The sequence below is a fragment of the Streptomyces sp. NPDC012637 genome, from assembly GCF_042954805.1.
GTDB lineage: Bacteria > Actinomycetota > Actinomycetes > Streptomycetales > Streptomycetaceae > Streptomyces.
This window is the reverse complement of record NZ_JBIBDS010000004.1, coordinates 572,236-585,147: the sequence shown is the minus strand read 5'-3', so window position 1 is coordinate 585,147 and position 12,912 is coordinate 572,236. Positions and strand designations below refer to the sequence as shown.

Sequence of the window (12,912 nt, the reverse complement as noted above, 5' to 3'; positions counted from 1 at the left end):
TCGCGGGGGAGGGTGAGACCCGGCTTGGGCTTTCCTGTGAATTCCCTGAGAAAGGGCCCGGGAGCGAAAGGAGCAGCCGCCCCGGAGGGAGCCCCTACCCGCGCGGCGGCGCGGGAGGCGAAAGGCAACGGCCGGCAACGGCCGCCCCGGAGGGGGCCCCTTACCCGCGCGGCGGCAGCCCGAAGAGCCTGGCTCCGTTGTCGTGGCAGACCGCCCGCAGCCAGTCGTCGCCGAGCCCGAGCCGTTCCAGGGCGTGCAGCTGGTGCGCGTACGGGTAGGGGATGTTGGGGAAGTCGGAGCCGAGCAGGATCCGCTCGCGGAGCGCGTCGAGCCGCTTCAGGCCGGTGGCTGCCGGGAAGGGCGCGAGGCGTTCGCTGAAGTCGGTGAAGGCCATGGTGGTGTCCAGGTGGACGCGTTCGTGGCGCTCGGCGAGGTCGAGGAAGTCGTCGTACTCCGGCATCCCCATGTGCGCGACGACCAGGGCCAGTCGCGGGTGCCGGGCGAGCAGCCGCCCGATCGGCCCGGGCCCCGTGTACGGCCCCGGGGCCGGCCCGGACCCGCAGTGGATCACGACCGGGGTGCCCGCCTCCGCGAGGATGCCCCACACCTCGTCGAGCAGCGGGTCGTTCGGGTCGAAGCCGCCGACCTGGACGTGCACCTTGAAGACCCGGGCGCCGCGCTCCAGGGCCCGCCGGACGTAGGCCGGGGCGCCGGGCTCGGGGAAGAAGGTGGCGGTGTGCAGGCAGTCGGGGACGCGGGCGGCGAAGCCGGCGGCCCAGTCGTCGAGCCACGCGGCCATGCCGGCCTTGTGCGGGTAGAGCATCGAGGTGAAGGCCAGCACCCCGAACTCCCGCAGCAGCTCGACCCGTCGGTCCTCCTCCTCGCGGTAGGTGATGGGCCACTCCTGGCCGGTGAGCGGCCCGGCGGAGTCGAAGTAGGCCCACACCTTGTCGAGGACGTTGCGCGGCATGAAATGGGTGTGGACGTCGACGAGTCCGGGAATCCCGAGGCGGCGTGCGAAGCGCCGGATCTCCTCGGCCTCTCCGCCGGGGTGCCGGTGCTCAGTCGCGGTCGTAGCCATAGGCCCGCTCGACCTTCCCGATGTGGACGCGGTAGCTGTCGTACCAGTGCTCGCGGCCGTACCGCTTGGCGGCCATGTGTTCCGGGTGGTGCTGCCAGGCGGCGAGACCGTCCAGGTCACGGAAGTACGCGACGGTGATGCCGACCCCGCCGGGCGTGCGGGCCGACTCGTACCCGAGGAAGCCGGGGATGTCCTGGACGAGCTCCTGCATCCGGGCCGAGGTCTCGGCGTAGCCCTCGGGCGCGTCGGGCCGGATCGAGGTGAAGACAGCGGTGTAGTAGGGCGGTTCGAAGCCGCCCACGAGGTTCTGGGTCATGTGATCACCCTGCGGCGGAGGTGCCGGCGGTGTCCATGGAAGCCGCCGGAAGGGATCCAAGACTTTACGGTTCGGCCCTTGGCGCCCACGTCAGAACAGCGGCTGGTCCTGCGCGCCCCCGGCGGTGAGGAGGGCGGCCAGGGGCATGCTGACGCCGTCCTCGGCCGCCTCCGCCGCGACCAGCTCCCACCCGGACAGCAGCCGGGTGTCGAGGACGAGCCCCCGCCCGTCGCGGCCGACGAGGTGCAGGTCGGGCCCGGCGGCGGCGGTCAACCGGCCGGCGAGAACTCCGCCGTCGACGAGCCCGGTGACGACGAGGGCGGCGGACGGATTCGCGAGCGCGCCCAGGTGGAAGGCCTCGGCGTGGTCGCTCACGCGGCAGGGCACCGGCTCCAGGGTCTCGGCCCAGTCGGGCACGGCGACGACGCGGCCGTACAGCTCCGTGACCTCGGCGGCCCGCTCGGCGGCGGGCGGCAGGCCGTACCGCACGGCGCGCTTGCGCGCGTACGGGATGCGGTCCGGCACGGCGAGGGCGTGCCGCAGCACCTCCTCCGTCCGCCGCGCGGCCATGAGCGGCCCGCGGCCGAGCCAGGTGAAGGCGACCGCGCCCTGTTCGAGCAGCCGCGCCGGGCCGCGCTCCTCCGCCGTGATGCCGACCTTGATCATCCCGGGCCCGAACCAGGCCAGGTACACGCGGTACGGCCGCGGGTCGTCGGCGACGGTGTCGGCGGCCACCGAGTGGGCCCGGTCGAGCCGCGCGCACTCGGCGCACCGCCCGCCGGTGCCCCGGGCGGGCACGACGGCGGCGAGGGGGCAGGGGTTGCCGCGGGCACCGGAGCAGCGCCGCTCGCCGACGGCCCGGAAGGCGAGGTCACGCCCGTACGAGAGCGGGCTGACCCGCCTGCCGCCGCCCTCCCAGCGGAGGCTGGGCACTCCGCCCCGCCAGGACACCCCGGCACTCCGCCACACCACCATGCACCCAGTGTCGTACGTGCCACTGACAGCGAGGGGGACGTTGGGGACAGGGCCGACAAGAGGCGGGCCGGCAGGAGGCGGGCCGGCAGGAGGCGGGCCGGCAGGAGCGAGGCTGGCAGAGGCGAGGCTGGCAGAGGCGGGCGGGCCGGGGGCTGGGCCGGCAGGGGCGGGCCGACGGGAGGGCGGGGCCGACGGCGGGCAGGGCCGGCAGGGGCGGGCTGGCAGAGGCGAGCCGGGCGGGGCTGGGCCGGCAGGGGCGAGCCGCCGGAGGCTGGGCCGGCAGGAGCCGGCCGGCTGAGCGGGAACGACGGGGGACAACCGGGACGATCAACCGGGGCGATCAGGGCAGCGCGTAGAGGAGCCCGCCGTCCGTACCGGCCCCGCCGGCGTGCCGCATGCAGCCGCGTTCGACGAGCGTGCGGACGCAGTCGCGGACGCGCTCGGCCGTGAGCCCGGTGCGGTGGGCGACCTCTTCCAGTCGGTAGCGGACCCCGCCGCGGACCAGGGCCGGGGCGAGGTAGGCGGCGACGGCGTGGACGTCGGCGCCGACGACGGCGTTCCGCGCGCGCCAGGAGTCGAGGAGCTCCTGCGGACTGCGGGCGACGGCTCCGGAGGACGCCGAACCGTCCTCACCGGCCACGGACTCGGAGCGCTGGGCGGGCAAGGAGAGCCGTTCCAGCGATGCGGCGATCCGGTGGAGGTCGCCGACGGCCTCGCGCAACAACTCACCGCACTCCGACCCGTCGCCGTCCAGCCGCAGTGCACGCTCCTCCAGCCGCACGAGCACGTCCAGGAGCTGCTGCGGAAGCACGAACCCGGAGTGCACGGGCGAGGGTTCGAGCCCGTAGGACCCGTCGCGCTGGACGCCCACGACGACTTCGGCGACCCAGTCCTTGAACGGCGCGGCCTGCGCGCGCCCGGAGGCGTTGACCAGCTGGACGAGCCCTTCGAGACGCACCATCCGGGTGGACTTCCGCAGGCGGCGGGGACCGGTCATGTCGAGCGGGAGCTCACCGATGGTGGCGTGCAGCGCGTCTCCGACGTGGGTACGGAGCGCCTTGGCCGGGCTGGCGAAGCCGAGCCGGCGGGCGGCGTCCACGGCGGGGAACCAGTGCGTCCCGTCCGGCAGCGTGAGCCGGCGCAGCCGCGCGCCGGTGGCGGCGTGAACGAAGTCGTCGATGTCGATGGCGTCGATGGCGTTCATCTGGGCGTCACCTCCACCTGCACGCTAGGCCGAGGGCATATTCAAATGACATGGAAATCACCCTGGTTCACCCAAAGGTGTGGAGAGAACTCACGCCCCGCCCTGCGCACCCTTACCGCCCTCCCCGCCGCCCCTGCCGTCCCCGCCGTCCCTGAGGAGCGCACGGACGCGGTCGACGGTCCAGTGCGGCGAGACGCCGGGGCAGCCGGCCAGATAACCGGCGATCTCCTCGTCCGCCCAGGCGCCCGACTCGCGCAGTCCGGCGGCGACCTGCCGCAGGTACGGCTCCGAGGGCGGGCGCAGTTCCACCTCGTGCACGGCCCAGGGCGCGGTGAAGGTGAGCAGCGGGACCCCGTCGACATCGCCGGCGCACACGACGGTCTCGTACCGCCCGGGCCCGAACTGCACCCGCCCCTGGGCCACGACCTCGGAGAGGTCGAGATCGGCGCCGGGTTCCCGGTACATCTCCAGGGCGGCGATGTCGGAGAACTGCCGGTCGCTGATGAGGTGCGCCCGCGCGAACACCCGCCCGGCGGCCCCGGGATCGTGGAATCCCCGCCCGCCGCCCCACACGGCCGACTCGGTGGCGAAGTACAGCACGCCGCGCAGCTCCACGGCCCGCGAGTCGAGCGGCGCGGCCCGGTCCCGACAGGCGGCGAGGTACCGCCCGAGCCGCTCGCGATGCATGTTCGACCCATAGGCGGCGTACCAGACGTACATGCCGCCAGACGCTATCGGCTGCCCCGCACGCCTCCGCCCGCACGCCTCCGCCGGGTCCTGCCGTACGACCCAACAACGCAAGAGGCCCGGACTTTCGTCCGGGCCTCTTGTCTCTGTGCACTCGGCAGGATTCGAACCTGCAACCTTCTGATCCGTAGTCAGATGCTCTATCCGTTAAGCTACGAGTGCTTGTTTTTTTGTTTCTCCCGCCTCCGCTCCCCGGCCTTTCGGCCCGCTCGCGGCGACAGGAAGAACATTACATGACTGCCGCCGTCATGTGAAATCCATTGGGCTCACCCCTTGTGACCTGCGGAAACGTCAGACGATCACCGGGCGGGGCGCGGCCTGGGCGTCGGCCCGACGGGGGCGGACAGGGGCAGAAAGGCGCCAAAAGAGACCGGGGTCACACAGGCGGCGCGGGGGGCGCAGCCCGGGAGTCCTGGGCGGTCGCCGGACGGGTCGTCCGGACGGGTCGTCCGGACGGTAGCCGGGAGGGGCGGGGCTGGAGCAGGACTGCCGTGTCGGTTCTCCGGGTGAGCGGATCCTGGGAGGGGCGGACTCAGCAGGAGCGGGGAGATCCCAGGAGGAGTGGATCCCGGGAGGAGTGGATCCCGGGAGGAGCGGATCCCGGGAGGAGCGGGTTCTTGCGCGAGCGGATCCGGGGCGCGTCTCCGGGCGCGTAAGTCCCCGCCGCGGTCCCGGAACGGGCGAAGCCCCGGTCCTCGGGACCGGGGCTTCGTGTGGCGGAGGCGGAGGGATTTGAACCCTCGATGGGCTTTAAGACCCAAACCGCATTAGCAGTGCGGCGCCATAGACCGGACTAGGCGACGCCTCCATGCACCTCGCGCGTACGCGAGTGGTGCGTGCAGATGATGACACAGACAAGCGGGGTGCCACCAATCGCTTATCACCGTACTAGGACCCAGGGGGCCAGGGCAAAGGCCTCACGCCTGCGCGCCCCCCTTCCTCGCCCCTTCCTCGCCCCCTTCGTCCCGCGCTTCCTCTCCCGCCTCCTCCCTCCCGTCCTCCTCCGCCCCCGCCCGGCGCATCCCGGTTGCGCAACGGAGCGGGGCCAGGAGCGTTAGTGAGGGAAGAACGCCCGCCCGTCCCTCCGCTCCAGGCACGCACCCTCACGGGAGTCCTCATGCTGCGCCCTCTTCTCCTCGCGACCTTCGCCACCACCGCCATCGGGCTCGGACCGCTGCCCCCGCTGCCGCTGCTCTCCGAGCCCGACTCCCTCACCGTGACCATCGAGAAGAGCGGGCACGCGGACGCCGACGGCACGTTCAAGCTGGAGTGCGACGGCGAGCCCGGCGGGACCCACCCCGCCGCCGGCAACGCCTGCAAGCGGCTCGGCCAGCTCGCCCAGGCGGGCACCGACCCGTTCAAGCCGGTGCCCGCGGACCAGCTGTGCACCCAGCAGTACGGCGGGCCCGCCACCGCCCACATCACCGGCCGCTGGCAGGGCCGCTCCGTCGACGCCCGCTTCTCCCGCGCCAACGGCTGCGAGATCGACCGCTGGGAGAACCTCCGGCCCGTCCTCCCCCGCGTGACCGGCTGACCCCACCAGGGACGGGGACACGCCGGGCGGCCTGCCCGGCTCCGTGCCGGGCACCGAACCTCCACCCCGTCTCCAGAGGCGGAGGCCCGCCCTCCCTTAGACTCCCTCCAGTGACAGGCCGCGGCCCGAGGGGCAAGATGGGGGCCGCCGGCCACTAGGCACCAAGCACCAGGCAAGGGCTGCGGGCAAGTGCAGTTGCAGTGGGTTCAGGGAGGAAGCGTCTCGTGAGCAGCAGGCCATCCCGAGGCGCTGCTCGCCTCGCAGCCATACTCGACGCGCTCCCCGACGGTCTCGTGCTGGTCAACTGCAACGGCACCGTCGTCAACGCCAACACCATCGCCCTCGGCATGTTCGAGACCCCCGGCACCGCGCTCGTCGGCCGCGGGCTGCTCGACCTGCTCCCCGACTTCGACTCGCGCCTGATCCCCGGCTCGATGCGCCGCCCCGAGGGCACCGACGACCGGGGCCGCACCCGGCCGACCCGGATGATGGCCCGCCGCACCGACGGCAGCGAGTTCCCCGTCGAGGTCACCAGCGCCAGCCTCGAGGACGGCCGCGAGGCCTACGACTCGTACAGCGGCTACACCGGCGACGAGCTGCTCATGCTCGTCGTCCGCGACCTCACCGGCACCCTCGACACCGAGGCCGAACTCGCCCGCTCCCAGCGCCAGACCGAGATGATCCTGCGCGCCGCGTCCGAGGGCGTCGTCGGCACGGACACCGACGGCCGGGTCGTCCTCGTGAATCCCGCCTTCGCGCAGATCCTCGGCTACCGCGCCGGCGAGCTCGGCGGCGCGGAGCTGCACCCGCTCATCCTTCCCAAGCGCGCCGACGGCCAGCCCTTCCCGTACGAGGAGTCGCCGCTCGCCGACACCCTCAAGTCCGGCCGCAAGCACCGCGTCCGCGGCCAGGTGCTGTGGTCGAAGAACGGCGACCGGGTCCCGGTCGACCTGACCACCGCACCGGTACGCGACGGCGACCAGCTCGTCGGCGCCGTCATGACCTTCACCGACCGCAGGCCGTACGAGCAGCTGGCCGAGCGGCACGCCGCCGAGATCTCCGAGGCCGCCGAGCGGCACGCCGCCGAAGCCTCCGAGACGGCCGAGCGGCACGCCGCCGAGCTGGAGCGGCAGAAGGAGCGGTACGAGGCTGAGCTCGCCGAGGAGAGGCAGCGGGCCGCCGAGGAGAAGCGGCGGGTCGCCGCGCTCACCGCCCGGCAGGAGCAGCTGACGGCCGTGCTCGGCGAGTCGCTGCGCGGGCCGCTGGAGGAGCTGCGCGCCGAGCTGGCCACGCTCGCCGCCGACGACGCCGGTCAGCTGTGGCCCGAGGCCAACCAGCTGCTCCACCACCTGGCCGCCGGCTACGCCCGTATGACCACCCTCGTCGACAACGTCCTCGGCTACCAGCGGCTCGACGCGGGCGCCGAGGAACTGGCCAAGGACGTCGTGCTGCTCGACGCCGTCGTCACGGGCGGAATCGACGGGGCGGTGGAGCTGATCGGCCCCGGCCGGGCGCAGTTCGCCGTGCACGCGCCGCCGATCGAGGCCGAGGTGGACGCGGTCCGGCTGACGACCGCGCTGTCGCACCTCGTCGCGGACGTCGCCGGGATCGACGCGACCGGCAAGAGCAAGGTGGCCGTGCAGGGCGGGTACGCCGACTCGACGATCGTCGTCGCGGCCGCGCAGCGAGGCGATGTCGTACGGATCGAGGTCCGCGGCCCGTACGCGGGCGGCGACCCGGTCCACCAGCCGATCGTGCGCGGGATCGTCGCCGCGCACGGCGGTGTCGTGCAGACCCACGAGGTGCCGGGCACGGTGGGCGGGGCGTACGTCGTCGAGCTGCCGCTCGGCGCCGGTCGCGGCACGGTGACCCTGCCGCCGGCCGTCTCGGACCAGCCCGCGCTGCCCGCAGCGCCCGTCTCGCCCGCAACGCCGGCGGCGCCCGTCCCGCCCGCCGTGGCGGCCATGCCTGCGGCACCTGGCTCGCCTGCGGTGGCGGCCTCGCCCGCCGTCGATTCGCTGCGGCCGGAGCCCGCCGAGCAGGGCCCTTCCGGACAGGAGCACGCCGGGCGGCGGTCGGAGCCCTCCGGTGAGGCGCCCGCGCCTCCCGGGCTGCCTTCCCTGCCCGCCCAGGCCCCGGCCCCGGCAGCCGACGGCACCCTCGCCGGTGCCATGCCCGGTGGCGCCACCCAGGGCGGTGGGCGGCGCCGCGCGCGGCGGGCGTCCACGGACGCGTTCCTGGCGAGCCCGATGGCGCCGGAAGGCGGGCCCGTACCCGCACCCCAGCCGACGGGCCGCCGCCGCGGCCGCTCGGACGACACGCCTCCCGCCGGCACTCCGGCGGAGCTGATCCCCGCCCAGAACGCGGGCGCCGAAGCCACCGCCGGTGCCGGTGTCGCGACCGGCACCCCGACCGGCACGGGCCGGCGGCGTGGCCGGCCCGCCGAGGGCGCCGTCGTGACCGCCGCCGAGAGCGCGCAGGGCCGGCCGGCGCTGGGCGACACGGTTCCGCCGCAGGGCGTACCCGTCGATGCCGTCGCTGCCCCTGCCCCTGCCCCTGCCCCGATGGGTTCCTCCGTTCCGGCGTCCGCGCTCGCGCTGCCGGCCGTACCGTCCGAGGAACCGCCCGCCCCGCAGCCCACCGGGCGCCGGCGGCGCGCGCTCGCGGCCGCGCAGGAGCGGGCCGCGGCGGCGGAGGCCGGACCGCGCACGCCGTTCGCGCTGCCGCCGGCCGGGGCCGACCGCGGCGCCGACCCGGCCCCCGCCCCGACCCCCGCCCACGGGGCCGCACGGACCCTGCCTGAGGACGACCACACGCCGCCGCAGCCGCATCCGCTGCCCGCCGTGCAGGCACCGCACGCACCGCAGGCAATGCAGGCACCGCAGGTCGTTTCCGCCGCCACCACGAGCGGGACCGGCACCGGATCCGTGCCGCTGCCCCCCGAGGCTCCGGCGGCTTCGGCGGCTCCGGTGCCTTCGGCGGCACCAATGGCTCAGGCGGCACCAATGGCTCCGGCCGCCCCCGCGGCCGCGGCCGTACCCAAGGACGGGACGCAAGGGGGACGCGCGTTCAGCGTGCGGACCCTGGGTCAGGGCGTGCCATTCGTCCAGTCCGCGATGCCGACACCCGCACCGGCCACCTCCACGATGCCGACTCCCGCACCGGCCACCTCCGCGACGCCCACGCCCTCCGGCCGTCGGCGCAAGCTCGGCAACCCGGCGGAGGAGGGCCGGCAGTCGGCACCGGTCCCGGCCGCCTCGGCTCCGGCCCCTGCCGCGAACCCCGTCGCGAACCCGGCCGCGGTGCCGGAGGCCACGGCGAAGGCCCACCCTCCGACGGAGGCCCCGATCCCGGTGCCCGCGGCGACGCCCGCCGGGGCCGCTCCGGTGGTCGAGACGACGCCCCCGCCCGGCATGCCCTCCGTGGCTTCGGCACCCGCCATGTCCTCCGCGCCCGCCGTGCCTTCCGCGGCCAAGCTCGGCCCGACGCCCGCTCCCGAAGGCCGCGCCTACGCCATAGAGGCGCCCGCCGAGGGCTCGGCGGAGGGGCCCGAGCCGCTGGACGGCCCGGGCGGCGCGGTGGAGGTGTCGAACCAGCCGCTGCCGCAGCCCGTCGACGACGAACTGCCCCCGGAGCCGCTGGACAACCCGCGCCGGCTGCTCGTCTGGCCCGCGCCCGACGTGTCCACGCAGCAGGCGCTGAGCGACCGCGGCTACCGGCCGGTGATCGTGCACTCCCGCGAGGAGGTCGACGCGCAGATCGCCGCCTTCCCGGCCGCGCTCTTCGTCGACCCGCTGACCGGTCCCATCACCCGTACCGCGCTGCAGTCGCTGAGGCAGGCGGCGGTCGCCGCCGAGGTGCCGGTGCTGCTCGCGGCCGGGCTCGGACAGGCGACCCGGGAAGCGGCGTACGGCGCCGATCCCGCCGTCCTGCTGAAGGCGCTGGCGCCCCGGGACAGCGAGCAGCACCCGTCCCGCGTGCTGGTCATCGAGGAGAGCGAGGACATCGCGCAGGCGCTCGCGGCGACGCTGGAGCGGCGCGGGATGCAGGTGGCGCGGGCGGCGACCGACACCGAGGCGGTCGCGCTGGCCCAGCAGATGCGGCCGAACCTGGTGGTGATGGACCTGATGCAGGTGCGCCGCCGCCGGGCCGGGATCATCGACTGGCTGCGGGCCAACGGCCAGTTGAACCGCACGCCGCTGGTCGTCTACACGTCCGCCGGCCTCGACGAGGCCGAGCTGCCACGGCTCTCCTCGGGCGAGACGGTGCTCTTCCTCGCCGAGCGCTCGACCAGCGCCGAGGTGCAGGCGAGGATCGTCGACCTGCTCGCGAAGATCGGCACCAACTAGCCCCATCGGGGGGCCGGTTGGCGCCGATCGCCGCGCCACTTGTCAGAGCGCCAGAGCGCCGGAGCGCCGGAGCGCCGGAGCGCCGGAGCGCTGGATCTGAAGCTCTGAAGCTCTGGAACGCCAGGGCCGGAACTCCGGAACGCAAGGCCGGCGCTCTGGAACGCAAGGCCGGAACTCTGGAACGCCAAGGCGGAAGCGCTAGAGCTGGGTGACGTCCAGCTCGCCCTCCGCGTACTGCTTGCGGATCACCTTCTTGTCGAACTTCCCGACGCTCGTCTTCGGGACGCTCGGCACGACCGCCCAGCGCTCCGGGAGCTGCCACTTGGCGATGCCGCCCTCGGCGGCGAGGAAGGCCCGCAGCTCCTCGTAGTCCGCGCTCGCGCCCTCCTTGAGGACGACGGTCGCGAGCGGGCGCTCGCCCCACTTCTCGTCGGGAACGGCGACGACGGCGGCCTCGGCGACGGCCGGGTGGCCCATGAGGGCGTTCTCCAGCTCGACGGAGGAGATCCACTCTCCGCCGGACTTGATGACGTCCTTGGCGCGGTCGGTGAGGGTGAGGAAGCCGTCGGTGCTGATGACGCCGACGTCGCCGGTCTTGAGCCAGCCGTCCTCGCTGAACTTGTCGTCGGGGCGGAACGGTTCGCCGTTCGCGCCGCCGTAGTACGCGCCCGCGATCCAGTTGCCGCGGACCTCCAGCTCGCCCGCCGACTCGCCGTCCCAGGGCAGGATCTCGCCGTCGGGGCCGACCAGGCGGGCCTCGACGCCCGCCGGGAAGCGGCCCTGCGTCACGCGGTACGGCCACTCCTCCTCCGGCGTGAGGCCGGCCGGCGGGTGGGCCATGGTGCCGAGCGGGGAGGTCTCCGTCATGCCCCAGGCGTGGCAGAGGCGGACGCCGAGCCTGTCGTACGCCTCCATGAGCGAGGGCGGACACGCGGCGCCGCCGATGGTCACCTGGGCCATGGAGCTGATGTCACGCGGGTTCGCGGTGACCTCGGCGAGCAGGCCCTGCCAGATGGTGGGGACGGCGGCGGCGTGGGTCGGCTTCTCGCGCTCGATCATCTCGGCGAGCGGAGCAGGCTGGAGGAAACGGTCGGGCATCAGCATGTTGATGCCGGTCATGAAGGTGGCGTGCGGCAGGCCCCAGGCGAGCACGTGGAACTGCGGGACGACGACCAGGGTCGTGTCCCTGTCGTTGAGGCCCATCGACTCCGTCATGTTCACCTGCATGGAGTGCAGGTAGATGGAACGGTGGGAGTAGACGACGCCCTTGGGGTCGCCGGTGGTGCCGGAGGTGTAGCACATGGCGGCCGCGCTGCGCTCGTCGAGCTCGGGCCAGTCGTACGTGGTGGGGCGGCCGGCGATCAGCTCCTCGTACTCGTGCACGCGCGGCGCCACCCCGTCCAGGACGGAACGGTCGCCCGCGCCGGCGACGACGACGTGCTCGACCGTCGGCAGGTGCGGGAGCAGCGGGGCGAGGAGCGGGAGCAGGGAGCCGTTGACGAGGACCACGCGGTCGGCGGCGTGGTTGACGATCCAGGCCAGCTGCTCGGCGGGCAGGCGGAGGTTGAGGGTGTGGACGACCGCGCCCATGGCGGGGATCGCGAAGTACGCCTCGACGTGCTCGGCGTTGTTCCACATGAGGGTGGCGACCCGCTCGTCGGCGGTGACGCCGAGTTCGTCGCGCAGGGCGTTGGCCAGCTGGGCGGCGCGCGCCCCGGCCTCGGCGAACGTGCGGCGCTGCGGCTCGTCCTCTCCGGTCCACGTGGTGATGGTGGACTTCCCGTGGATCGTCATCCCGTGCTTCAGGATGCGGGTCACGGTCAGCGGTACGTCCTGCATGGTGCTGAGCACGGGCGTCCTCCCGAGGGCGCTACGCGGCAGTAGGAATGGCCTGATTCTGCGCGCATACCACGCGGTATGTCACTACCCAGGAGTGCGAATTCGCCAGCGATCACTGGCATAACCGAGGGTAACCCGCATTTGTGCCCCGCCCGGCCCCGTCCTCAACGGACGGGGGACAGCTCCGGATCCTCACGGAGCTTGCCGAGCGCCCGCGACACGGCGCTCTTGACCGTCCCGACGGAGACCCCGAGCACCTCGGCGGTCTGCGCCTCGCTCAGGTCCTCGTAGTACCTGAGGACGACCATCGCGCGCTGACGGTCGGGGAGCTTCATCACCGCGCGCCACATCGCGTCGTGCAGCGCCTGGCGCTCCGCCGGGTCCGGCGCGGGCAGCCCGAGGGGCTCCGGCAGCTCGTCGCAGGCGAACTCGTCGACCTTGCGCTTGCGCCACTGCGACGTACGGGTGTTCAGCAGCGCCCGCCGGACGTAACCGTCCAGGGCACGGTGGTCCTCGATGCGCTCCCAGGCGACGTAGGTCTTGGTGAGCGCCGTCTGGAGCAGGTCCTCCGCGTCCGAGTGGTTCGCGGTCAGCGAGCGCGCGGTGCGCAGGAGGACGGGACCGCGGGCCCGGACGTACGAGGTGAACGACGGGTACGCGGCGTACGGCGCGGGGCCGGAGCCGGAGCGGGTGGCCGTGGCGGCCGTGGATGCGCCGGCACAGACGGGGCCGGAAGGCGGCGGAGTCATGGTTCCACGCTATGAGCGACTCCCCCGCCCCGGATCGGCCCCAGGTCCCGAACCGCACTCCCCCTCAGGTTGTAGGGGTGGGGACCACCGGACCTCCTGAAGGTGGAGCCCGGAGGAC

9 protein-coding genes and 2 tRNA genes are annotated in these 12,912 nt (G+C 74.0%); 2 read left to right on the top strand and 9 right to left on the bottom strand.

Annotation, left to right across the window (positions count from 1 at the left end; genetic code table 11):
- Positions 1-160 precede the first annotated feature (160 nt).
- The 7 genes from ACFY8W_RS19670 to ACFY8W_RS19640 form a co-directional block, all read right to left on the bottom strand.
- Positions 161-1,081: an amidohydrolase family protein gene (locus ACFY8W_RS19670; RefSeq protein ID WP_391106484.1), complete on the bottom strand. Its 921-nt coding sequence runs from the start codon at positions 1,079-1,081 to the stop codon at positions 161-163.
- On the bottom strand, positions 1,062-1,397 hold the full coding sequence (locus tag ACFY8W_RS19665) for an antibiotic biosynthesis monooxygenase (RefSeq protein WP_391106482.1): 336 nt from the start codon (positions 1,395-1,397) through the stop codon (positions 1,062-1,064). The genes ACFY8W_RS19670 and ACFY8W_RS19665 overlap by 20 nt, the downstream gene beginning before the upstream one ends.
- A gap of 90 nt (positions 1,398-1,487) precedes the next feature.
- Complete coding sequence (locus ACFY8W_RS19660) at positions 1,488-2,372, bottom strand: DUF2797 domain-containing protein (protein WP_391106480.1); 885 nt, start codon at positions 2,370-2,372, stop codon at positions 1,488-1,490.
- 340 nt (positions 2,373-2,712) lie between these two features.
- Positions 2,713-3,576, bottom strand: a complete 864-nt coding sequence (locus tag ACFY8W_RS19655) for a BRO family protein (protein WP_391106478.1) — start codon at positions 3,574-3,576, stop codon at positions 2,713-2,715.
- Between the two features lie 90 nt (positions 3,577-3,666).
- Positions 3,667-4,296, bottom strand: coding sequence for a histone deacetylase (locus tag ACFY8W_RS19650; RefSeq protein WP_391106476.1), 630 nt, complete (start codon positions 4,294-4,296; stop codon positions 3,667-3,669).
- A gap of 116 nt (positions 4,297-4,412) precedes the next feature.
- A tRNA-Arg gene (locus ACFY8W_RS19645) sits at positions 4,413-4,485 on the bottom strand.
- Between the two features lie 552 nt (positions 4,486-5,037).
- Positions 5,038-5,131: transfer RNA gene (locus ACFY8W_RS19640), tRNA-Ser, on the bottom strand.
- A 309-nt stretch (positions 5,132-5,440) separates the two neighbouring features.
- Here ACFY8W_RS19640 and ACFY8W_RS19635 point away from each other — a divergent pair.
- Complete coding sequence (locus ACFY8W_RS19635; protein ID WP_391106474.1) at positions 5,441-5,857, top strand: SSI family serine proteinase inhibitor; 417 nt, start codon at positions 5,441-5,443, stop codon at positions 5,855-5,857.
- A 224-nt stretch (positions 5,858-6,081) separates the two neighbouring features.
- Entirely contained in the window at positions 6,082-10,206 is a 4,125-nt protein-coding gene (locus ACFY8W_RS19630; protein ID WP_391106472.1) for a PAS domain-containing protein, read from the top strand.
- Between the two features lie 198 nt (positions 10,207-10,404).
- Here the strand turns inward: ACFY8W_RS19630 and ACFY8W_RS19625 are convergent, their stop codons facing one another.
- On the bottom strand, positions 10,405-12,057 hold the full coding sequence (locus ACFY8W_RS19625) for a long-chain-fatty-acid--CoA ligase (protein WP_391106470.1): 1,653 nt from the start codon (positions 12,055-12,057) through the stop codon (positions 10,405-10,407).
- Positions 12,058-12,209: 152 nt separating this feature from the next.
- The gene (locus ACFY8W_RS19620) at positions 12,210-12,794 is read right to left on the bottom strand and encodes a SigE family RNA polymerase sigma factor (protein ID WP_391106468.1); all 585 of its coding nucleotides are present in this window, start codon (positions 12,792-12,794) and stop codon (positions 12,210-12,212) included.
- Between the last annotated feature and the right edge of the window lie 118 nt (positions 12,795-12,912).

Bases quoted from the DNA above. Each gene is read 5' to 3' on its own strand.
- ACFY8W_RS19670 (WP_391106484.1), bottom strand. From the start codon at position 1,081: ATGGCTACGACCGCGACTGAGCACCGGCACCCCGGCGGAGAGGCCGAG.
- ACFY8W_RS19665 (WP_391106482.1), bottom strand. From the start codon at position 1,397: ATGACCCAGAACCTCGTGGGCGGCTTCGAACCGCCCTACTACACCGCT.
- ACFY8W_RS19660 (WP_391106480.1), bottom strand. From the start codon at position 2,372: ATGGTGGTGTGGCGGAGTGCCGGGGTGTCCTGGCGGGGCGGAGTGCCC.
- ACFY8W_RS19655 (WP_391106478.1), bottom strand. From the start codon at position 3,576: ATGAACGCCATCGACGCCATCGACATCGACGACTTCGTTCACGCCGCC.
- ACFY8W_RS19650 (WP_391106476.1), bottom strand. From the start codon at position 4,296: ATGTACGTCTGGTACGCCGCCTATGGGTCGAACATGCATCGCGAGCGG.
- ACFY8W_RS19635 (WP_391106474.1), top strand. From the start codon at position 5,441: ATGCTGCGCCCTCTTCTCCTCGCGACCTTCGCCACCACCGCCATCGGG.
- ACFY8W_RS19620 (WP_391106468.1), bottom strand. From the start codon at position 12,794: ATGACTCCGCCGCCTTCCGGCCCCGTCTGTGCCGGCGCATCCACGGCC.